The organism is Sphingorhabdus sp., from assembly GCF_044357595.1.
In the GTDB taxonomy this organism is placed as follows: Bacteria; Pseudomonadota; Alphaproteobacteria; order Sphingomonadales; family Sphingomonadaceae; genus Sphingorhabdus_B.
In genome coordinates this window covers 52638-75383 of the sequence record NZ_JBIKPH010000003.1, presented here as the reverse complement: position 1 = coordinate 75383, position 22746 = coordinate 52638, and the positions used below count along the sequence as shown (strand labels likewise).

Genomic DNA, 22746 nt, shown 5'->3' with positions numbered 1-22746 from the left:
AAGATGTCAAACCAGTTCGATAAATCCAAATTGCCAAGCCGCCATGTGTCTGTCGGACCAGAACGGGCACCACATCGTAGCTATTATTACGCAATGGGGTTAACCGCAGAGGAAATTGCGCGGCCATTTGTTGGCGTGGTCTCTGCTGGAAATGACAGCGCACCATGCAACACTACGCTCGATGCCCAAGCGGACATAGCGCGTGTGGGTGTAGAGCAGGGCGGCGGTATGCCGCGCCGTTTCAATACGATAACAGTGACTGATGGCATCGCCATGGGCCATCAAGGGATGAAGTCCTCCCTTGTCAGCCGTGAAGTCATCGCAGATTCGGTTGAGTTGTCCGTGCGTGGGCATTGTTATGACGCGCTTGTAGGCTTTGCCGGCTGCGACAAGTCCTTACCCGGTATAATGATGGCGATGTTGCGCCTGAACGTGCCATCCATATTCGTGTATGGCGGGTCTATCTTGCCGGGTCGCCACAACAACAAGGATGTGACCGTCAAAGACGTCTTTGAAATTGTTGGAAAATATGCGGCGGGCGCGTGTCCTTTGTCAGAACTTGAAGAACTTGAGCGCGTTGCCTGTCCGGGCCATGGCGCGTGTGGCGGTCAATATACTGCGAATACTATGGCGTGCGTTGGGGAAGCGATCGGCCTTTCGTTGCCCAACAGCAATATGGCGCCAGCACCTTACTCCACGCGTGATCAGATTGCGCATGCTGCAGGCTTTCAAGTGATGGAATTGCTGGCGCGTAATATTAGGCCACGTGACATTTGTACGCGTGAAGCCTTCGTAAACGCTGCAAGAATTGTTGCGGCAACGGGTGGATCGACCAATGGTGCACTGCATTTGCCCGCCATGGCGCATGAGGCAGGTATAGACTTTGACCTGTTTGATGTCGCCGAGGCCTTCAAAACCACGCCTTATATGGCCGACCTTCAACCCGGCGGGCAATTCGTTGCACGCGACATGTATGACGCCGGCGGCGTGTATATGCTGATGAAGTCCTTGTTGGGCGAAGGCCTTTTGTTTGGGGACTGCATGACCGTCACGGGTAAAACGCTTGGCGAGAATATTGAAGAAATTACGTGGAACCCCGATCAGAAGGTCATTTATCCAGCGACAGCGCCAATAACGCCCACAGGCGGCGTTGTAGGGTTGCGCGGATCGCTTGCCCCCGATGGCGCGATTGTGAAGGTTGCTGGCATGGACCGGCTTACGTTCACGGGGCCAGCCCAAGTGTTCGATTGTGAGGAGGATTGCTTTGCCGCCGTCGAAGCAAGGCAAATCCGCGAGGGTTCAGTTATTGTGATCCGTTATGAAGGGCCAAGGGGCGGCCCCGGCATGCGTGAGATGCTCTCCACAACAGCCGCATTATACGGGCAGGGCATGGGCGAGAAAGTTGCGCTCATCACCGACGGCCGTTTCTCGGGTGCAACGCGCGGCTTCTGCATTGGTCATGTTGGGCCTGAAGCAGCATTGGGCGGCCCGATTGCATTGATTGAAGATGGCGACGAAATAATGATCGACGCTGAAACGGGTGTAATTGATCTGAATGTTGACTCCGAAATACTCGAAAATAGAAGGAAAAGCTGGAAACCGCGCGAAACGGATTATCAGTCTGGTGCCATTTGGCGTTATGCGCAGAATGTTGGGCCGGCCTATAAGGGCGCAGTGACGCATCCTGGCGGTGCTGCCGAAACCCATGTTTACGCCGATATCTAAGTGCTTCGGCGTCACCTTGCTGCTGAATGCGTTGGCAGGCTGCTGAGGCGACGCCGGTTACCCGTCACCCCAATGGCGTGTTGCGGCGTTGCAGCGGCGGATAGTTTTGATGCAACCGGTATGACTTACCAAACGCCAGCGTCCAAAGACGCCAGTTGATTGCTTGGCCCTTCACGGGCATGGGGCGGTATGGAAATTACCGAAGAGATTATCAGGGTTGCCGCACGCGGCGACGGTGTGACCGCAAATGGCCGTTATGTGGCGCTTGCGGCTCCCGGCGACAGTGTAGATCCATCCGGCGGCCTTATCCACGGCCCCCATCATGTACCCCCACCATGCCAGCATTTTCCCTTATGCGGTGGTTGCCAATTACAGCATCTCGACGAAGACAGCCTGCGACTGTTCATTGCTGAGCGCGTCACGCATGCTCTAACCACGCAGCAGGTTGAGATCGGCGAGGTGATGCCTGTTCATCTATCGCCGCCAAAAACCCGCCGTCGCATTGCGGTTCGTTCAGCTTGGGCTGGCAAGCAATTTCAGTTGGGCTTCAGTACCGAAAAAAGTCATCGCATCATTGACGTCAGGCAATGTGACGTCATGGCGTCAGAGCTGTTTGCGTTGCTTGCGCCAATGCGGACATTGCTTGAGCCACGGCTAAACCGTGCGCGTCAGGTGCAAATTAAATTGGCGATGGTAGATCAGGGCGTTGATGTTCTCATTGAGAACTGGATCGCAAATGATCTCGACACGCATGAGCTGCTGTCCGAATTCGCCAAAACCCACAATCTCGCGCGGCTGTCGCTTGATGAAGGCTATGGCCCTGTTCCGTTTTACGAACCTGAACCCGTCACGGTTACATTGGGCGGAGTAGCTGTCGGTTATCAACCTTATGGCTTCCTTCAGGCCACAGTCGATGGAGAGGCCGCGTTGGTGAACGCGGTAAAACAAATCGTCGGCAGCGACACTATTATAGCAGATCTTTTTGCTGGGTCAGGAACTTTTGCGCTGGCGATGGGTGCAGGTCGAAAAATTTATGCCGGTGAGGCAGATCTTCAAGCCAGCCTAGCTTTAAAGGCGGCGGCAGGGCGCACTGGTCGAATGATATTTGCAGAACATAGGGACCTGTTCAGGCGCCCCCTTACGCCTGAGGAACTTAACAAGTTTCAAACGGTGATACTGGATCCGCCACGTGCGGGTGCAAAGGAGCAGGTTGCACAACTTGCAGCGTCTAAAGTAGCAAATATTGCTTATGTCAGTTGCAATCCGGCGAGCTTTGCGCGCGACGCCAAAACATTAGGTTCCGCTGGATACAGGTTGCAGCGGATATGGCCCGTAGGACAATTCCGCTGGTCAACCCATATCGAGCTGGCTGGGCATTTTAGCCGTTAGTTTAACAGTACCGCCATTACGGCATGTACTACGAGCATTATGAGCGCCAATGATGACAATGCAAACAGTGCAAAGCGGATGACAACGCGGTTAGACAATATTTGAACGAGGCTGTGCGTTACACGTAGACCGACATAAACCCACGCAATGGTTGCATTCAGATTGTCGCCCTGACCTACCATGGCAAGTGTTAAACATATTGCATAAAACACCGTAGGTGCTTCATGTAAGTGATTGTAATTATCTGCAACCCACGAAGCTTTTTCTTCGCCTTTAGCTATAAGAGCATCGCGCAAGGCTCCGCTCGAGGAACCAACAATTTTCGTTCCGTCAATCCCGGCGCGGTTCATGGCAGGTATGCGCGTGACATACATCCAGATCCAGATAATCATCGTCCATGCCGCAAGCGCGACGACTGGTCCTAAAATACTACTTTCCATATTATTCCCCCTTAAATAGTTGCGATCAAAGCCTGTATTGCCAAAATCGTTAGGCAAAGTGTTGATAATAAAAAGAACATGAAGCGGATGCTGACGGTATTAACCGTTGCCTGCCAGATGCTGTGAATGACACGTAGAACGGTGTAGCCCCATGCCAACGCGACCGACAGGTCCGTCGCTCCACCTGAAAGCGCCAATATCATAATGGTGGCGTAGAATATTGTCGGCTGTTCCATAAGATGCGCGTAATTGTGGGACTTCCACGCGACCGATGGCGGCACATTCGGGTCAATGTCTTGGCCTCGCCCACCCGGCGCAGCCTGTTTGAGATCCATACCGATCTTTGACATGGCAGGAAGGCGTGTTCCCGCCATCCAGAACAACATCATGATTGACCAGACCACCAACGCAGCTGCTGGCGCCAATATATCCGTATTCATGAAAAAACCCTCCCCATCGACTGGTGGGGAGGGTGGTGCAGCTCTGGTAAATTGTCAAATGTAACTTAGATTTTTGAGCTTTGTGAGAGCTTTGCGCGAACACCTGCGTCATTGGCTGGCGCCCAACCATAGAGTGTGGCCATCGGCTGATCCTCAACGATAAGCGTTTCGGTTTCGCCAAAGCCGTTAAACTCGGTACGCATCGCGCAGCCATACGCGCCGGTCATACCAACTTCGATATAATCACCAGTTTGCACATCATCAGGCAGGATGAAAGGGCCTGCCATATGGTCCATATCGTCGCAGGTAGGCCCGTAGAAGCTGAATTCAGCCATCTGGGTACCAATTGAGGTCTCAGACCGCTGCAGGGCCACAGGGAAGCGCCAGCCGATATGTGCAGCGTCAAACAGCGAACCATAAGCGCCGTCGTTGACGAATAATTCGTTTCCGCGACGCTTCTCAACCTTCACCAATAACGACGCATATTCAGCGCATAATGCACGGCCCGGTTCGCACCAGAGTTCCGCGGAGTAGCTGATTGGCAGGTCTTCAAAGCAGTTGTGAATGACGTCGAAATAGCCCTCCAGCGCCGGCGGCTCCATTCCGGGATAGACTGAAGGAAAACCACCCCCGATATCAACGATATCAACGGTAACAGACGCCTCGACAATCGCGGCGCGGACATGCTCCATAGCCTCGGCATAAGCGGTTGGCGCCATGGCTTGGCTACCCACATGAAAGCAGATCCCAAGGCTGTCTGCGACTTGACGCGTGGCAACCAGCAAGTCTGCGACTTCAGACGGATCAGCACCGAACTTTGAGGCAAGGCTCAACTTTGCGTGGTCGGAAGAGACGCGAATCCGCACGCACAATTCAAGATCTGTCGCGCCATTTGTGGCGCGCACGATCTTTTCCAGCTCATCATGACTGTCGAGGCTGAATGTGCGGACATTATGGTTATGATAGGCCTGCGCGATGGCGCGCTCGCTTTTGACCGGGTGCATGAAGCACAACTTCGCATCGGGCAGGAATTTGTGGACCAGCCGGACTTCGCCCAAGGATGCAACGTCATAATGCGTGATGCCAGCTTCCCAAAGGGTCTCAAGCAGCGCAGGCGATGGATTGGCTTTTACGGCATAAAGCGATTTGCCCTGAAACTTCTCAACGAAGAAACGGGCAGCGCGCGCAGCGGCGTGCGGGCGGATTAACGTGATTGGTTCGTCCGGGCGAAGCGCGCGGACTACAGCAAGTGCGTCAGTGTTCTCGTACAATTCAAGGGACCCCCAAAAGATAATAAAAAACAACAAGGCTGCCTTGCGGTTATTGGAAGTCCCCCTGGGGCAGCGGACGTGCGCATTATCAAAAACTGGTGGGTTGTAAAGTGATTCGTTCGGGTTTTAGCTCAAGCGGTCCCTAAACTCGGTCCACTCGAATGTACGGACGCATTCGAGCGTGCCTGTCTCGCTATTCCAGAGCCACAGTGACGGCAAAGGCACCCCGTTAAAGGTGTTCGTCTTTACCATGGAATAATGCGCTTGATCCAGAAATGCGAAGCGCGCTCCAGGCTCGGCAGGAACGGGAAGGACATAATCTCCTATAATGTCACCAGCTAGGCAGGATGGCCCTCCCAGACGCACTGGAGTGCCTTCCGAGCGCTCAGCGAGCATTGCCGGGCGATAGGGTGCCTCGATCACGTCAGGCATATGGCAGGTGGCACTAATATCAGTGATGCCGACTTGGATCCCATTTTCAAAAACATCAAGCAGTTCGCCGATCAAGATGCCTGCATCAAGGGCAATCGCTTCACCAGGTTCAAGATAGACATCCAAACCCGTTTCTGCGCGCACATCTTGGATGAATGCTACAAGTTCGTCGCGCTGATAATCGGCGCGTGTGATATGGTGGCCGCCACCAAAGTTCAGCCAACGTAGTTTCCCGAAATAAGGGGCTATATGTGGCTTTAGGGCCTCCCATGTGCGTTTGAGCGGTTCAAAGTCTTGTTCGCACAAGCTGTGGAAATGAAGGCCTGAAACGCCTTCAATATGTTCGGCCTTTAACTGACTGATAGGAAAACCAAGCCGCGAACCCGGTGAGCAAGGGTCGTATTTAGGTACTTCGCCTTCCGCATGTTCGGGGTTAATACGAAGGCCAACATCCACGCTATCATTCAGGAACGACACAAAGCGCCGATGCTGATGCGGACTGTTAAAAATGACATGATCCGAGATTTCGACGATCTCGGCCATTTCAGATTCTTTATATCCAGCGCAATAGGTCGCGATTTCGCCCTTGTAATAATCTCGCGCGAGACGCGATTCCCAGAGGCCAGAACTGCATACGCCATCCAGATATTCGCCAATGATAGGCGCCACTTTCCACATAGAAAATGCCTTCATCGCACACAGTATCTTGGCACCAGACCGTTGTTTTACATCGGCCAATATGGATAGGTTGCGCCGCAACGCTGCCTCATCCACCACAAAGGCGGGCGACGGCACGCGGTGAAGGTCAAAGTGGGCAAAAGCCCCCGGATCGCCTGCTTTGGTTTCCATTAGAACTGCAGCGGCCCATCAAGTTCCTTCACTTGCCAAGGCAGACCATGCAAATTGAGCATGTCCATGAAGGGATCGGGGTCGAACTGTTCGATGTTCCACACGCCAGCGCCGGACCATTTTCCAGTTACCAATATCGCCGCGCCAATCATCGCTGGTACGCCCGTTGTGTAGCTGACAGCTTGGTTTCCGGTTTCGGCATACGCATCTTCATGGTCGCAGATATTGTATATGTAGAGCGTCTTTTCCTTGCCGTCCTTGCCAACGCCAGAGGCTATACAGCCAATGTTGGTTTTGCCCTTGGTTGTTGGACCAAGCGAAGCGGGTTCAGGTAATACAGCCTTCAGAAACTGAAGCGGGACGATTTCTTTGCCTTCATACATAACAGGGTCAATCCGAGTCATGCCGACCGCCTGAAGTACGTTCAGGTGGGTGATATAGGCGTCACCAAAGGTCATCCAGAACCGAATGCGCTTGATTTCTGGCAGATGGGTCTTGAGGCTTTCGATTTCCTCATGATACATCAGATACATGTTCTTCGGGCCGACGGCTTCAAAATCGAAGCTTTGCTTCACTGACATCGCTGGTGTTTCCACCCATGCGCCATTTTCCCAGTGACGCGCCACGGCAGTAACTTCGCGGATGTTAATTTCGGGATTGAAGTTTGTGGCAAAGGCCTGACCATGGTCCCCGCCATTGCAGTCGAGAATATCAAGCGTGTCGATGCGGTCGAAGTGATGTTTTTTCAGGTAGGTTGTAAAAACGCTGGTCACGCCGGGGTCAAAACCTGAGCCCAACAATGCCGTAAGGCCAGCATTCTTATAGCGATCCTGATAAGCCCACTGCCAATGATATTCGAACTTGGCGACATCAAGTGGTTCGTAATTTGCCGTGTCCATGTAATGAACGCCAGCAGCCAAACACGCATCCATGATGTTGAGGTCTTGGTAAGGCAAAGCAAGGTTGACGACCAAACTTGGCTTGATTTGGTTCAGCAGCGCAGTTGTCGCGGGGACATCATCGGCATCAAGGCCATAGGTGTCGATATCAACGCCAGTGCGGTCCTTGACTGACGCTGCGATCGCGTCGCATTTCGATTTGGTGCGGCTTGCAAGGCTGATTTGGCTGAAGATATCCGGGTTCATAGCCATCTTGTGGACTGCAACCGACCCGACGCCGCCTGCGCCAATTACCAATATCTTGCTCATCTGCAGTTTCCTCTTATCAGAGATTCGTTCAGCGCACGCATATAGGGGCCTTTTATGACAGGACAAGAATTGGCTGCGACCATCAAGACGCCAACGCACGAAGGTGTGCAGCGGGCTATGACCAAAATTGCCGATATTCTGCCCAAAACACCTTTATTGCCGCTTGAGGTGGATGGCGTGACGCTTTGGTGCAAGGCCGAAATGCTACAACCCGTCGGCGCGTTTAAGATACGCGGCGCTTGGCATCGACTGTCCGACCTAAATGAAGAAGAACGCGCACGCGGCGTTGTTGGCGTGTCCAGTGGAAACCACGCCCAAGGCGTGGCGTGGGCGGCAAAGAAGCTCGGTATAGCTGCCACAATCGTCATGCCCTCCAATGCGCCGCGTATGAAACTGGAAGCTACCAAAGCCTTGGGGGCTCAGGTTGTGCTGTACGACCGTGCAACCGAATCGCGTGAAGAGGTTGCCGCCGGTTTGATCGCCCAAAGTGGCGCGACATTGGTGCATGCCTTTGGTGATCCATGGGTAATCGAAGGGCAGGGCACTGCTGGCATTGAAATAGCAGAGCAGCTTGCAGCGCTTGGTTTGGGCGGTCCCGATATGATTGTCTCATGCTGCGGCGGGGGTGGTCTGGCCTCCGGTCTAGCGTTGGCCTGTCCAGGCGCAGACATTGCGATCGTTGAACCCGAAGGCTGGGACGACATCATAAGGTCGCTTGAGGCAGGCGAAATCCTACCCGTAAAAGACCTTAAGCACCCAACCTATTGCGACGCACTGCAAACGCCGCAAACTTATCCTATTAATTTTGAGATACTGCGCCGACGCGTGTCCAACGGAGTGTCCGTTACAACAGGCGAAGTCGTCACAGCGATGCGCGTGGTGTTTGAAAAACTGCATCTTGTCGTTGAACCCGGCGGGGCAGTGGCGCTTGCTGCTGTGCTTGCAGGTAAAATTCATCCAAAAGGCAATACCGCGGTGACGCTGTCAGGCGGAAATGTTGACCTGGAACTGTTTATAAAGCTGCTTTCTCAAGCTGCCTGAGCGACAGGGATTTCCATCCGGCCCCAAATTTCGAGCAACGCCGAAGTCAAATCACGCATCATCACCTCGTTATGCTGAGGTCCAGGTGTGAAGCGCAACCGCTCGGTGCCGCGCGGCACTGTGGGGTAGTTAATTGGCTGCACATAAACGCCATATTCAGCGAGCAAAATATCACTGATTTTCTTCGCTTTCACCGGATCGCCAACCATCAACGGAACGATGTGGGTGTTGCTCATCATCACGGGTAAGCCGGCATCAAAAAACAGTTTTTTGAGCATCGCTGCGTTTGCCTGCTGCGCGTCACGTTCTTCGCTTGAAGACTTTAAATGGCGCACTGCGGCCAACACACCGGCGACCAACACCGGCGACAATGACGTCGTGAAGATAAAGCCAGGCGCATAAGAGCGGATAACATCGATGATATTCTGGTCAGCTGCGATATAGCCGCCCATGACGCCAAAAGCCTTGCCCAATGTGCCTTCGATAATTGTTACGCGGTCAGCGACGGCATCCCGTTCGGAAATGCCACCGCCACGCGCGCCATACATGCCAACGGCGTGCACTTCGTCACAATAGGTCAGCGCATTATATTTGTCTGCAAGGTCGCAAACCGCTCCGATAGGTGCGACATCTCCGTCCATCGAATAGACGCTTTCGAACGCAACCAGCTTTGGCACATCTGGATCGTCGGCCGCCAGCAATTCTTCAAGATGGGCGAGGTCATTATGCCGCCATACGCGCTTTTCACAGCCTGCATTTCGGATGCCGGCAATCATTGATGCATGATTCAGTTCATCTGAGTATATTATGCAACCCGGCAGAACCTTGGCGAGCGTGGATAAGGTCGCGTCGTTCGAAACATAGCCAGATGTGAACAACAAAGCCCCATCCTTGCCATGCAAATCGGCCAGCTCATGTTCCAGTTCGACGTGATAGTGGGTGTTGCCGCCGATGTTACGTGTGCCGCCAGATCCAGCACCAACGTCGTGGAGCGCGTTTTCCATCGCGCTAATGACGTCCGGATGTTGCCCCATGCAAAGATAATCGTTCGAGCACCACACAGTAATGTCTTTAGGTCCGTTATGTCCGGCAAAGCAGCGCGCGTTAGGGTAATTACCCTTGTTACGCAGAATGTCGATGAAAACGCGATAGCGACCTTCGGCATGAAGCCGGTCAATCGCTTTTTCAAAAATTGCGTTGTAATTCACGGATAATGACCCCGATGGTTTGGACCGCGCGCGCGGTTTGCAATTGCCCATTAATCGCGGAAAATGCAAAAATCTAGCGCGAACGACTTGCAACAAGCGTCATTCCAGTTTCGTTATTGAAATAGTTGCGTTCAGAGTGATGAGATTTGTGTCAAACCAAAGCCAGACAATGCCGGAAGCAACGTGTTTAGCGCAGCAACTGGACCAGTTGTTACGAAAGTTCCTTCCTCGGGATCAACCGGCCAAGTGTGGTCCTTTGTCAAATGGCGAATACGCCGCGCGATACCCGCTGCGCCGTCAACGAATTTCACATGTGGTGCGGCAGCGCGTAACTCATCTTCTATCAGAGGGAAATGCGTGCAACCAAGCACAACGACATCAAGTCGTGCCCCATCTGGTTGGTCCATCAGCCCAGCCATGGCCCTTACATAAACTGCGGGATCAACTGGTTCACCTCGCATTTTTGCCTCGGCTGCACTTACAAGTTCAGGCGCAGCGTGACGCAGCAACTTCATGTTAGGTGCATGGTCTTTATGGAGTTTGTCGACGTAAGTTTGGCGGACTGTCGCATCGGTGCCCAATAGCCCAATAACACCGCTTTGCGTTGCTTCGGCCGCTGGTTTAATGGCCGGAACAGTACCCACCACCGGCACGTCTAATGCCGCCCGCACATGGGCCAGTGCGATTGTGCACGCGGTGTTGCAGGCAATCGTAACTAAACGTGGCCGGTAACGTTCAACCAAGCGGCCGATCAAAGCAGGGACCGGCGCCGAAATCTCTGCCTCGGTTTTGGTTCCATAAGGCAGCCCTGCATAATCGGCTGCAAAAACAATTGGAGCGTTGGGCAAGGCGTCTTGGACGGCTTTCAGGACCGAAAGCCCGCCAATGCCGGAATCAAAAAACAAAAGCGGCGCGCTGCTTGGGATAAACGACATGCCGCATCGATAAGCGGTAGCGGCCGTGCTTGCAAGCCGACAGCCTTGAGCGCGTGGAACAAAACGTTTACGCAATAGAGATATTTAGAGGATTCGTCTGGTGAGTGATCTTTGGTTCAACATGGGTGCCGGTCTTGTGCTTGGCTATGCGCTTGGCGCCATCCCGTTCGGTTTGCTCCTGACGCGCTTGTCCGGTGGTGGCGACATCCGAACAATCGGCTCAGGGAACATCGGCGCCACCAACGTCCTGCGTACAGGACGCAAGGGTATGGCTGCACTCACATTGATCCTTGATGTGCTCAAAGGATTTTGTGCGGTGTGGTTAGCCACCCATTATCTCCCTGGTGGAGAGATACTGGCAGCTGTAGGTGCGTTTTTCGGTCATCTGTTCCCCGTGTGGCTTAGGTTTAAGGGTGGCAAAGGTTCTGCAACTTATGGCGGCATCTTGTTTGGCCTGTTCTGGCAGGGCGGGGTCATTTACGCGTTTATGTGGTTAGGCATTCTAATAATCTCACGTTTATCCTCTGGCGCGAGCCTAACAGCTGCCCTCTCGGCACCCATTGCCGCCGCAATCCTTGGATATTATGATTTGGTGCCAATGCTTTCCGTATGCACGCTCATCATCTTTTGGAAGCACCGGGGTAATATTGAGCGCCTAATGGCTGGCACAGAACCCCGCATCGGTAAAAGCAAAAGCTGACTGCGGTGACTTTTGGTAGTCAGATCCAGTTTGATCAGCTCTGCTTGATAAGGTCACCCAATATTGGGCCTGTTAGTTATCGCCAGCTCATGTCGCGCTTCGGCAGTGCAAGAGCTGCTCTTGAGGCGTTACCTGACCTTGTGCGGCGCGGCGGTGGCAAGCAGATGGTGCTGGCCAATGAGGCCGCTGTTGCAAGGGAGTTTCAAATTACGTGTGCTTTCGGTGCGCGACATGTGTTCGCGTGTGATGCTGACTATCCACTCCTGCTATCGCACCTCGACAATGCGCCGCCGGTAATGTGCGTGAAGGGAGACTTGGCTTTGTTAGCGCGTCCGGCAGTTGCACTTGTGGGCGCACGTAATGCGTCGGCAGGCGCGTGTCAGTTTGCGCGGCAATTGGCCTTTGAACTTGGCCAAATGGAGCTGTCTGTTGTATCTGGCCTAGCACGCGGCATTGATACCGCGGCCCATGTGGGGTCCCATTGACAGCGGAACGGTGGCCGTCATAGCTGGCGGGGTAGACGTGGTTTACCCTCCGGAAAACCGGGCATTGCAGGACAGGATTGCCGAGCGCGGGCTTCTTATCGCAGAGCAGCCCCCAGGCACGGAACCGAGAGCGCGGCACTTCCCCTATCGCAACCGTATTATCGCTGGGGTATCTGCTGGAACCGTGGTGATTGAGGCTGCGCCAAAGTCGGGATCGCTCATTACCGCGCGGCTTGCAGCGGAGGCTGGTCGTGAGGTCATGGCTGTTCCAGGATCGCCACTTGATCCGCGATCGCGCGGCTGCAACCAACTTATCCGTGAGGGCGCAATTCTGGTGCAAAATGCATCTGAGATTGCAGAGATGATCCATCCGATCGACAATCGCATGCTTGGGCAGTCTGCATCCCACTCCAATCTAGCTCCAAAGATATCCGACGACGGCAGCAACGCCGAACGCAGCGCCGTTATCGACCTGATAGGCATGACCTATGTTTCGGTTGATGAATTGGTTCGGCAATCCGGAAGCAGTCCAGCAACTGTCCAGATGGTGTTACTGGAATTTGAGTTGGCCGGAAAATTGGAGCGCGGGGCAGGCGGCAAGGTTCGTTTTACAGCATGAAATAACATCGCATTTTTCATCTTGACGGGGGGCGCATTACCCCTCCAGCCTGCACGCGTACGCGAGAAATTTTAGAAAAGCACAAAATATCATGCAATTAGTCATTGTTGAATCACCTGCAAAAGCCAAGACGATCGAGAAATATTTGGGCCCCGGCTTCAAGGTGCTGGCCTCTTACGGCCATATCCGTGACCTGCCGCCCAAGGATGGATCGGTCGACCCCGACAATGGCTTTGAAATGCTATGGGATAACTATGCCGACAAGGCCAAGCAGCTCAAGGCAATCACGGACGAGGCCAAGAAGGCAGATAGTTTAATCCTTGCGACCGACCCCGATCGCGAAGGTGAGGCAATCAGCTGGCATGTGCAGGAAGTGCTCGCGAAGAAAAAAGTGCTGCCGGCAAAGGTCGGCCGCGTAACTTTCAATGCCATCACCAAACAGGCCGTGACCGATGCGATGAAGCACCCACGCGCGCTGGATGTCGACCTCATCGATGCCTATCGCGCCCGCCGCGCACTCGATTATCTGGTTGGTTTTACTCTTTCGCCTGTCTTGTGGCGCAAATTGCCCGGCGCAAAATCTGCCGGGCGTGTGCAGTCGGTCGCGTTGCGCCTAATCGTTGAACGCGAACGCGAAATTGAGGCGTTCCGTGCGCAGGAATATTGGTCCGTCAAAGCTGGCATGGAGCATAAGGGCCAAAAATTTGATGCCCGTTTAATCCAGTATCTTGGCAATAAGCTCGACAAGATGGATTTGAAAACTGAGGGGGATGCAGAGCAAGCCCGCCTTGCAGTGGAAGCCGGCAACTTTACCGTCGAGACCGTTGAGACCAAACCTGTCACCCGCAATCCACAGCCGCCCTTCACGACGTCCACTTTGCAGCAAGAAGCCGCTCGTAAGCTTGGTTTTTCCGCAAGCCATACCATGCGTATCGCGCAGGGCCTATATGAAGACGGCGCGATTACCTACATGCGGACCGATGGAGTCCAGATGGACCACAGCGCCATTTCCGCCGCGCGTAAATCCATCTCCGACCGCTTTGACAGTGGATATTTACCGGAAAAACCCCGCGTTTATCAAACGAAGGCAAAGAATGCGCAGGAAGCGCATGAGGCAATTCGTCCAACGGATTTTAACAAGGACAAAGCAGGTTCAGGGGATCATGGTCGCCTGTATGATCTCATTTTCAAGCGTGCAATGGCGAGCCAAATGGCCTCGGCGCGCATGGAACGCACCACAATCGATTTTCTTGACGGCACCGGACAAACAGGATTGCGCGCAACCGGGCAGGTCATGAAATTCCCTGGTTTCCTTGCCGTGTATGAAGAGGGCCGCGACGATAGTGATACCGAAGACAGCGCCATCTTGCCAGCCATGGCCGTTGGCGATGCGCCTGCGAAGCATGCTGCGGAAAAGATCCAGCACTTTACGCAGCCGCCACCGCGTTTCTCCGAAGCGACGTTGGTGAAGCGTCTTGAAGAGTTGGGGATCGGCCGCCCATCGACATACGCGTCAACTATTCAGGTTCTAAAAGACCGCACATATGTGCGTGTGGAGAAAAATCGTTTTTTTGCAGAGGAATCTGGGCGATTGCTTACAGCATTTCTTGAACGGTTTTTTGAACGTTATGTCGCGTATGATTACACCGCTGGCCTTGAGGATCAGTTGGATGAAATTAGTGGTGGCCGTGCCAATTGGCAGTCATTTCTTGAGGCTTTTTGGCGTGATTTTAAGCCGAAGACGGCTGAGGTCATGGAGCAGAAACCGTCTGAGGTAACAGCCGAACTTGATATATTCCTATCACCATATCTCTTTCCCGAACGCGAAGACGGTACTGATCCCAGACTTTGCCCCAAATGTGGGGAGGGCAGGCTTGCCTTGCGCGGCGGAAAATTTGGAGCGTTTGTTGCGTGCTCCAATTACCCGGACTGCAAATATACCCGCAAATTCGCGCAGCCCGGCAGCGAAAATGGTGAAGATACCGGCCCCGAGATTCTAGGTCAGCATCCTGAAACCCAATTGGAAGTGACACGGAAATCTGGGCGCTTTGGCCCTTATTTTGAAACGGGCGAGGGCACTGATGTAAAGCGAGCCTCAATACCGAAAGATATCCCGGCAGAAGATATTGGGTTAGAATGGGCTGTGAAGCTGCTGTCATTGCCCCGCACCATCGGGACACACCCAGAAAGCGGTGAACCAGTGATGGCAAGCATTGGTCGTTATGGGCCTTACCTTGCACATAATGGTAAATATGCCCGTTTGCAGTCAACCACCGAGGTGTTCGAAACAGGAATGAACAGCGCGGTTGTGAAGTTGGCCGAAGCTTTGGCTAACCCAGGCCGTGGGCGTGGTGCCGCACGCGCACCGTTGAAAGAATTAGGCAAGCATCCGCGCACTGAAGCTGAAATCAAGCTCATGGAGGGCCGCTTTGGTCCTTATGTGACCGATGGCACCACCAATGCGACATTGCCCAAGTCGATTTCGCCTGATGAATTGACGCTTGAGGAAGCCGCACAGTTGATTGACGCCCGCGCCGCGATGCCGCCCAAAGGCAAGGTCAAGAAAAAGGCCGCACCTAAAAAGAAGGCTGCACCAAAGAAGGCCGCTGCGAAAGCCAAGCCTGCGGCAAAAGCGAAAGCGAAGGCCTGAAGCGTACATAGTCGAACCAGCTAAGGCTGCGGCCTGTTACGCCGATCGGTTTACCGAGAAGCGTGACGGGCCACAGCCTTTTTTGGAGCTGGAAGTAAGATACTGAAGCGCGTTCAGCTTGCCTATTGGCACGTCAGTGCTTCTGTCACTCCACCCACTCAAGCCCAATATCGCGATATAGGCTGCGGTCTTCGTCCCATTTGGCATGCACTTTTACATGCAAATAGAGATGCACCTTCACGTCCATGAGTTTCGCCAATTCAAGGCGGGCGGCTTCGCCAATCGCTTTGATGCGCGTGCCGCCTTTGCCTAGCACAATGGCGCGCTGGGTCGGGCGGGCAACAAGTATTTGCTGGTGAATTTCGAGTGAGCCATCCTCGCGCTCGCTGTACTTTTCGGTCTCAACCGCGCTTGCATAAGGCAACTCTTCGTGCAGCTGCAAATAGAGCTGTTCGCGCGTGATTTCTGAGGCGATTAGGCGGTCGGTCGCATCGGACACCTGATCCTCAGGGAAATGCCATTCCCCCTCAGGCATATTGTCGGCAAGCGCGGTTTTGAATTCTTCAAGGCCGTCACCGGTTGCCGCGCTGATATAATAGATCTGCTCAAACGCGCATTTGTCGGTCAATTTTGTTGTTAGCGCGAGCAGCTTATCCTTAGCTGCAATGTCTACCTTGTTCAAAACCAGCCATTTGCGTTCAGGCCGATCCTTTAGGCCATCTAGGATTTTTTCGACCTTTGGTCCGGCGCCAGCGCGGCCATCGACGATCAACGCAATCATGTCGGCGTCGCCCGCGCCATCCCATGCCGCCGCGACCATGGCGCGATCAAACCTACGCTGTGCCGCAAAAATTCCCGGTGTATCGACTAAAATGATCTGCGTTTCGCCAGCCAGCGCCACGCCCAACATGCGCGTGCGCGTGGTTTGTGCCTTTGGACTGACAATAGCGACCTTCTGCCCAACCAGAGCGTTGACCAAAGTCGACTTGCCTGCATTCGGTGCGCCTATAATGGCGACATTTCCGCATTTCTTGGTCATGCGTTGGCTTCCAAAAAGGCAAGTGCTGCAGCGGTTTCGGCGGCCTGTTTGCTGTTCGCGCTCGCAGTGACGGGGGTAAAACCCTTCACGGTAACGGTGATTTCAAATATCATAGCGTGGGGAGGGCCTTCTTTTTTTGTGACAAAATATTCTGGAACCTTGCGCCCATGGGCGGCGCACCATTCCTGCAATTCGGATTTGGGGTGCTTGGGAGCGCCATTTGCGGTTTCAAGAAGTGGCGCCCAGAGTTGTTCTATAAGCTTGCGCGCAGCATTTAGGCCATGGTCAATATATAGCGCACCAATAATTGCCTCCATGACGTCACCCAACACATTGTCGCTTTGTTGCGCACCATCGTCACGGGCCTGCTTTCCAAGCCGCAAATAAGCCGCAAGGCCAATTTTTCGAGCAATTTCGGCGCATGTCGCGCCGGATACTAGGGCGTTTAAACGATGCGACAAGCGTCCTTCTGCTTCGTCGCTGAAGCGGTGATACAGCATGTCAGCTATGACGAGGCCCAATATTCGATCGCCCAAAAATTCGAGGCGCTGATAATCCGGTTGCCCGGTGCTTCCGTGGGTTAATGCGCGGCTATACAGAGCCCAATCCGATGGCTGCTCAGGAAGCAATTCCGCAAGCCAGATCTCCTGATCACTGCCAATCAAAATCCACGTCCAATGCGTTCAGGGCGCATTGCAGTGAACCAAGTCCACGGCAGCAACCAATGCGACGACCCGTTGGTCGAGAAAACAGATACAAGCGCGCGGCCGACTAAGTTTTTCTGCGGTACAATGCCAATGGCGCCGGGCTTGTCTATGGGCGTCCACCGACTGTCTGCACTCCGGTCGCGATTGTCACCCATCAGGAATAGATCATCCTCACCGACAACAAAGGCCTGGGTATTGTCGCCCTCAAGCCCGTTTTGTAGGTCCAATATTTCATAGCTTTTGCCCTCGGGCAATGTCTCGCGATATCGTGGATAACGACATTGTGAACCACCGTCGGCGCTGGGTTCCTCCATATCGGGCCGCCAGCAAGGGAAAGGATTACGGTCAAGCTCAGCTGTGTCCCGCATATTTTGGGTAACAGGGATAACAAGGTCGGCGATGCGCTCCTTTTTTACCGCGACTCCATTGATTTCCAATATGCCGTCGCGCATTTGAATGACGTCACCGGGAAGACCAATGACGCGCTTAATATAGTCGGTGCCGTTCGACATAGGCGCTTTGAAAACAACGACATCACCACGCGTTGGTTGGCTGGCAAAAATACGGCCTGGAATGATTGGTAACGATAGCGGCAGGCTATATTTTGAATAGCCATAAGGCCATTTTGCTACCAGCAGATAATCCCCAATCAATAAGCGTGGTTGCATCGATTCAGACGGAATGTTGAATGGCGAAACGATGAAACTGCGCAACACGAACACGAACAAAGCGAGCTTTAAAAGGAAGCTTCCATATTCGCGCCATTCAGACGCTTGTGTTGGCGCAGCCTTTGTTTCGGACACTGCCGCAGCTACATCGTCCGGCTTTTCGGTGGTTGAAGTCACAAATTCTCGCAAAAAAAGGTCGGCTAGCGACAGATTGACTGGTCTTTTACAGCGTAGGCGCGTTATTTGCCAGTGCCGAGATTCACTGTCGGCCGCGATGCCATAATTTAAGGGACAAAAAATGACTGATACCCCCTGGACACAACTGGAAAAGCATCAGCCACAAGCGCTTATCGATCTCTTCAAGTCGGACAAGGATCGCGTCGAGAAAATGACTATCCAGTTGTCAGGCTTACGGTTCGATTTGTCGAAGACGCATGTCGACAGCATCGTGCTTGGTCAATTTAAAAAGCTTGCGGCGGACATGGAGCTTGACGGCTTAAAAGCAGCTTTGTTCTCTGGTTCCGCCATCAACGTTACAGAAGGCCGCGCAGCCGAGCATCCTGCAGAACGCGGTAATGGTGATGCGAATTCTGTTGCGCATGCACGTGCCCTTCAGGACAGAATGCGCGGGTTAGTAGAGGCAATTGATGCTGGCTTCATGGGAGATATTCAGCACATATTGCATATCGGCATTGGCGGATCAGCGCTTGGTCCAAAGTTACTCGTCGATGCGCTTGGGCGCGACGGCGCGCGGTATGATGTCAAGGTTGTGTCAAATGTTGATGGTGCAGCGCTCACCGAAGCGGTGAAAAACATGGATCCGCATAAGACCATTGTTGCTGTTGCATCCAAAACCTTCACTACGACCGAAACTTTGCTCAATGCCACAAGCGCCATGGAGTGGATGCGTGAGGGTGGTGTTGCGGACCCATATGCGCAGTTCGTGGCGCTTACCGCTTATCCAGATAAAGCCATACAGTGGGGCATCGACGAAAGCCGCATATTGCCTTTTAACGAAGCCGTTGGCGGACGGTATTCCTTATGGTGCTCGATCGGCTTTCCAGTTGCACTTGGCCTTGGCTGGTCGGTGTATGCCGAATTGCTAGAGGGCGCGGACGCGATGGATCGGCATTTCCGCGATGCCCCTATATTGGTAAACGCGCCAACAATGGCTGCATTTTCTGATCTTTATTATGCCCAGACTAAGTCGTGCCAGACGCGGGCAGTGTTTGCTTATGATGAGCGCTTGCGCTTGTTGCCCGACTATCTGCAGCAGCTTGAAATGGAATCGAACGGTAAATCAGTTACCGCCGATGGCGTTCCGCTGGGCCGGAACAGCGCGCCAGTCACTTGGGGTGGCGTGGGCACCGACGCGCAACACGCCGTGTTCCAACTCCTGCATCAGGGAACGCACCTTATCCCCGTTGAATTCATCGCCAGCAAAACGCCGGGGCATGATTTTGATACCGCCCATCATGAGACTTTGTTGGTCAACTGCTTTGCCCAAGGCGCGGCATTAATGGCAGGGCAGCAATCCGATGATTTGGCGCGCAATTATGTTGGCAATCGACCTTCAACAACGATCTTATTAGATGATGTCACACCGTCAACAGTCGGCGCATTGATTGCCTTTTACGAGCATCGTACGTTCGTCAACGCAGCTTTGTTGGGAATAAACCCCTTTGACCAATTCGGCGTTGAACTCGGTAAGCAAATTGCCAAAAGCATCACGGACAACGGACCAAGCGGCTTTGATCCATCCACTACAGCGCTAATAGAGGCGGCGCTTGGGGAGATCTAAGCAACGCGCATTTGTTCGATAAGACAGCGCGAGAATTCTCGTTGGTAAAAGCATGCATGAGTGACCATATCGCGGACACCTAAGAAAGAAATATATATGGCTCAGTTTGATTATGACCTTTTCGTCATTGGCGCGGGCTCCGGCGGCGTCCGCGCTTCTCGGATCGCCGCATCGCACGGCGCGCGTGTTGCTGTGGCCGAAGAGCATCGCGTTGGAGGCACTTGCGTAATCCGAGGCTGCGTACCCAAAAAGCTGTTGGTATATGGTTCCCACTTTGCTGAAGATTTGAAGGACGCGCAGCGTTTTGGCTGGACCACACAAGGCGCGACATTCGATTGGAACATATTGCGTGACAATGTGGCTGCTGAGGTAAACCGATTAGAAGGGCTTTATGGCCAGACGCTGGGTAGCAACAAGGTTGAGGTATTCCACAAGCGAGCTGTTTTGACGGGTGCAAACAGCGTTCAGCTCTCCAGCGGGCGCACAATTTCGGCAGCTAACATTCTGATTGCGACCGGTGCGTGGCCTTCTGTACCGGATATTCCTGGCGCCGGCCATGGTATCACCTCGAACGAAGTATTTAGCCTACCGGAATTACCCAAGCGCGCAGTGATTGCTGGCGGCGGGTATATTGCGAATGAATTTGCAGGTATTTTCAATGAACTGGGCGTCAAAGTTAATCTTGTAACGCATGGTGACCGCGTGTTGCGCAGCTATGATGATGAAATTGTCGACAGGCTTGTGCAGATTAGTCGGCATAAGGGTATAGATATCCGTTTCAACTTTCGTTTCAAATCCATCATCAAGCAGGACAACGGCAGCTTGTTGATTGAAAGCACCGATGGAAGCACGATTGAGACCGATCTGTTGTTATGGGCCATCGGGCGAACACCACACACCATCGGCCTTGGGCTTGCGGACATTGGCGTTGATCTGGGTAAGGACGGCGCCGTGATGGTCGGTGACGACAACCGGAGCAATGTGCCGAGCATTTATGCCGTTGGCGACGTTACCAACCGGGTGCAGCTAACGCCAATTGCCATTCGAGAAGGCCACGCCTTTGCCGATAGTGTATTTGGAAACAACCCGCGTACGGTGAATTATGAGTGCATTCCCACCGCCGTGTTCAGCAACCCGCCCATTGCTAGCGTTGGCCTGACTGAGGCAGAGGCGCGCGCGCGGTACGATGACGTCAAGGTGTATAAAAGCGATTTTCGGGCGATGAAAAATGTTCTCGCCGACCGGAACGAACGGGCATTGTACAAAATGGTGGTAGCTGGCCCCGACGAGCGCGTGGTTGGACTTCACCTCATTGGCCCTGACAGCGGCGAAATTCTTCAAGCCGCTGCGATTGCGGTTAAGGCAAAACTGACCAAGCAGGATTTCGACGACACGGTGGCATTGCACCCAAGCATGTCTGAAGAATTGGTGCTGATGAAATAGTCAGGGGAAGCAGATGGGCGCATCGCCCGCTTTCCATGGTTGATAGCGCGTCATGATGTGAGTGAACAGGTCGCTGCTCACAAGCGAAGAAAGCCAGTTTTGCACAGCGGGTAGGGGCTGTGCCAAAAACCAGCCTGCGTCGGTAGCAGCGAATTGACGGACGAACGGAAATATGGCGATGTCGGTAAATCCACATTTTGACCCTGCTAAGTAAGGCGCGGCTAACAACCTATTTTCAAGCATCTCCAGATGCGCACCTGCTGCATCGCGATGCACGATGCCATCGGCAAGCCCGAAACGGTGCGGATATTTATACCGGTCGAGAGCTTGCTTAAAAGGGCCGTCATTGACCGTAATCAAGTCTGATGCCTCATGACCTAGCCAGCACTCAGGATCGCTCTGTACGAGCGCCCAGCGCATGATGTCGATGCTTTCTTCAACTACTTGGCCGTCGGGAAGTACGAGCACGGGAACGGTTCCCTTTGGTGAAGCCTCCAGCATTTCGTTTGGCTTGTCGCGTAACACGATCTCGCGCAGCTCGACTGTTACGCCGCTGACATCGACAGCCATGCGGGCGCGCATGGCGTAAGGACACCGGCGGAAGGTGTAGAGGATTGGAAGGTCAGTCATCCGCTCGCGGGTTGACGCCGATATGTTGCTTGCCGCGCTTCTTGGCCAGAGCAATTTGTCTTTGCCGTTCCGCAAAGCGTGCGCGGTCCTCTTCAGTACGTTCGGCAAAGCACGCCGTGCACGACACGCCCTCCTCAAAATGTCCTGATAGCTTGTCGTTTTGCGATATTGGCCGGCGACATGCGTGGCATAGCTCCATTTCGCCGAGCTCTAGCCCATGCGTGACGGAGACACGCTCGTCGAATACGAAGCACTCGCCTTGCCATTTACTCTCCGCCTCGGGAATATTTTCGAGGTAGCGCAGTATGCCGCCTTCTAAATGATAGACTTCATCTATGCCCTCAGCCTTAAGGAAGGCTGTCGATTTTTCGCACCGGATGCCTCCTGTGCAGAACATCGCAAACTTTGTTTTGCCTGTTGCAAGCTCTTCGCGATGGGCGCGAAACCATTCGGGGAATTCACTAAATGATTTGGTGCGCGGGTCAATTGCGCCTTCAAACGTCCCAATCGCAACTTCATAATCGTTACGCGTATCGATCAACACGGTATCTGGATCAGAAATTAAGGCGTTCCAATCCTCAGCTTGCACATAAGTACCCACCTCGCGTTTGGGATCAATACCGTCGACGCCCAGCGTTACGATTTCTCTCTTGAGACGGACCTTCATGCGGTAGAAGGGTATTTCCTTGGCGTGCGAATATTTTACATCAAGTTCGGCACAGCCGGGAATTGACCGCAAAAATGCAATAAGGGCATCGATAGCATCGGGGTCGCCTGCGACTGTCCCGTTAATACCCTCCCGCGCGAGCAATATCGTGCCCGTGATGCCCCCCACGATGCATTTTTCGTGAATGCGTGGCTGCAATTCTTCCGGCGCTTCAAACGCGACAAAACGATACAAAGCCGCGACTTTAATGGGATGCAAGAATTCCATGATGTGGCCCTATAACGTGCTTTTTGAATTATTGCAGCTTTCAATCTCGGGCTTTGCTTGGCGATTTTTAATCGCACGATTAATTTGCAATTTATACGGCAGGATGCCAAAGCTTTGTGCAACTTAATTGCT

General features: G+C 53.5%; 19 protein-coding genes and 1 pseudogene. 8 read left to right on the top strand and 12 right to left on the bottom strand.

What is annotated here, in order from left to right; all coding sequences use genetic code 11:
- Positions 1-3 precede the first annotated feature (3 nt).
- On the top strand, positions 4-1725 hold the full coding sequence (ilvD, locus tag ACIQ2T_RS01250) for a dihydroxy-acid dehydratase (protein ID WP_397589229.1): 1722 nt from the start codon (positions 4-6) through the stop codon (positions 1723-1725).
- 189 nt (positions 1726-1914) lie between these two features.
- Positions 1915-3114 (top strand): class I SAM-dependent RNA methyltransferase, encoded by a 1200-nt coding sequence (locus ACIQ2T_RS01245; RefSeq protein WP_397589228.1) that lies wholly within the window; start codon positions 1915-1917, stop codon positions 3112-3114.
- Here the strand turns inward: ACIQ2T_RS01245 and ACIQ2T_RS01240 are convergent.
- The 5 genes from ACIQ2T_RS01240 to ACIQ2T_RS01220 form a co-directional block, all read right to left on the bottom strand.
- Positions 3111-3554: an MAPEG family protein gene (locus tag ACIQ2T_RS01240; protein ID WP_397589227.1), complete on the bottom strand. Its 444-nt coding sequence runs from the start codon at positions 3552-3554 to the stop codon at positions 3111-3113. The genes ACIQ2T_RS01245 and ACIQ2T_RS01240 overlap by 4 nt on opposite strands.
- An 11-nt stretch (positions 3555-3565) precedes the next feature.
- Positions 3566-3994, bottom strand: a complete 429-nt coding sequence (locus ACIQ2T_RS01235; RefSeq protein ID WP_397589226.1) for an MAPEG family protein — start codon at positions 3992-3994, stop codon at positions 3566-3568.
- A gap of 65 nt (positions 3995-4059) precedes the next feature.
- The gene (locus ACIQ2T_RS01230) at positions 4060-5265 is read right to left on the bottom strand and encodes a type III PLP-dependent enzyme (protein WP_397589225.1); all 1206 of its coding nucleotides are present in this window, start codon (positions 5263-5265) and stop codon (positions 4060-4062) included.
- Positions 5266-5391: 126 nt separating this feature from the next.
- Positions 5392-6546, bottom strand: coding sequence for a carboxynorspermidine decarboxylase (locus tag ACIQ2T_RS01225; RefSeq protein WP_397589224.1), 1155 nt, complete (start codon positions 6544-6546; stop codon positions 5392-5394).
- Positions 6546-7754, bottom strand: coding sequence for a saccharopine dehydrogenase family protein (locus tag ACIQ2T_RS01220; protein ID WP_397589223.1), 1209 nt, complete (start codon positions 7752-7754; stop codon positions 6546-6548). The genes ACIQ2T_RS01225 and ACIQ2T_RS01220 overlap by 1 nt, the downstream gene beginning before the upstream one ends.
- A 54-nt stretch (positions 7755-7808) precedes the next feature.
- Between ACIQ2T_RS01220 and ACIQ2T_RS01215 the strand changes: the two genes are divergently transcribed.
- Positions 7809-8795, top strand: a complete 987-nt coding sequence (locus ACIQ2T_RS01215; protein WP_397589222.1) for a threonine/serine dehydratase — start codon at positions 7809-7811, stop codon at positions 8793-8795.
- On the opposite strand, the gene hemA is transcribed toward ACIQ2T_RS01215, so the two are convergent.
- Complete coding sequence (gene hemA, locus ACIQ2T_RS01210) at positions 8783-10054, bottom strand: 5-aminolevulinate synthase (RefSeq protein ID WP_397589221.1); 1272 nt, start codon at positions 10052-10054, stop codon at positions 8783-8785. The two genes, ACIQ2T_RS01215 and hemA, sit on opposite strands and share 13 nt — an antisense overlap.
- 80 nt (positions 10055-10134) lie before the next feature.
- On the bottom strand, positions 10135-10938 hold the full coding sequence (gene murI, locus ACIQ2T_RS01205; protein ID WP_397589220.1) for a glutamate racemase: 804 nt from the start codon (positions 10936-10938) through the stop codon (positions 10135-10137).
- Positions 10939-11059: 121 nt separating this feature from the next.
- Here murI and plsY point away from each other — a divergent pair, with 121 nt between their 5' ends.
- From plsY to topA, 3 genes and pseudogenes are all read left to right on the top strand, one after another.
- Positions 11060-11638, top strand: a complete 579-nt coding sequence (gene plsY, locus ACIQ2T_RS01200) for a glycerol-3-phosphate 1-O-acyltransferase PlsY (RefSeq protein ID WP_397589239.1) — start codon at positions 11060-11062, stop codon at positions 11636-11638.
- Positions 11639-11643: 5 nt separating this feature from the next.
- Positions 11644-12742 (top strand): annotated as a pseudogene (dprA, locus tag ACIQ2T_RS01195) (DNA-processing protein DprA).
- Between the two features lie 91 nt (positions 12743-12833).
- Positions 12834-15392, top strand: coding sequence for a type I DNA topoisomerase (gene topA, locus ACIQ2T_RS01190; RefSeq protein WP_397589219.1), 2559 nt, complete (start codon positions 12834-12836; stop codon positions 15390-15392).
- Between the two features lie 145 nt (positions 15393-15537).
- Here the strand turns inward: topA and era are convergent, their stop codons facing one another.
- The 3 genes from era to lepB are packed head-to-tail and all read right to left on the bottom strand — an operon-like array spanning position 15538 to position 17941.
- Positions 15538-16431: a GTPase Era gene (gene era, locus ACIQ2T_RS01185; RefSeq protein ID WP_397589218.1), complete on the bottom strand. Its 894-nt coding sequence runs from the start codon at positions 16429-16431 to the stop codon at positions 15538-15540.
- Positions 16428-17096, bottom strand: coding sequence for a ribonuclease III (gene rnc, locus ACIQ2T_RS01180; protein ID WP_397589217.1), 669 nt, complete (start codon positions 17094-17096; stop codon positions 16428-16430). The genes era and rnc overlap by 4 nt, the downstream gene beginning before the upstream one ends.
- On the bottom strand, positions 17093-17941 hold the full coding sequence (lepB, locus tag ACIQ2T_RS01175; RefSeq protein WP_397589238.1) for a signal peptidase I: 849 nt from the start codon (positions 17939-17941) through the stop codon (positions 17093-17095). Before lepB ends, rnc begins: the two co-directional genes overlap by 4 nt.
- 163 nt (positions 17942-18104) lie before the next feature.
- On the opposite strand from lepB, the gene pgi reads away from it, so the two are divergent.
- On the top strand, positions 18105-19607 hold the full coding sequence (gene pgi / locus ACIQ2T_RS01170; RefSeq protein WP_397589216.1) for a glucose-6-phosphate isomerase: 1503 nt from the start codon (positions 18105-18107) through the stop codon (positions 19605-19607).
- A 96-nt stretch (positions 19608-19703) separates the two neighbouring features.
- Entirely contained in the window at positions 19704-21050 is a 1347-nt protein-coding gene (gene gorA, locus ACIQ2T_RS01165) for a glutathione-disulfide reductase (RefSeq protein ID WP_397589215.1), read from the top strand.
- Here gorA and ACIQ2T_RS01160 read toward each other — a convergent pair whose 3' ends face one another.
- Together ACIQ2T_RS01160 and ACIQ2T_RS01155 are read right to left on the bottom strand one after the other, a co-directional pair.
- Positions 21051-21680, bottom strand: coding sequence for a glutathione S-transferase (locus tag ACIQ2T_RS01160; RefSeq protein ID WP_397589214.1), 630 nt, complete (start codon positions 21678-21680; stop codon positions 21051-21053).
- Positions 21673-22614, bottom strand: coding sequence for a rhodanese-related sulfurtransferase (locus ACIQ2T_RS01155; RefSeq protein WP_397589213.1), 942 nt, complete (start codon positions 22612-22614; stop codon positions 21673-21675). Before ACIQ2T_RS01155 ends, ACIQ2T_RS01160 begins: the two co-directional genes overlap by 8 nt.
- Positions 22615-22746 lie beyond the last annotated feature (132 nt).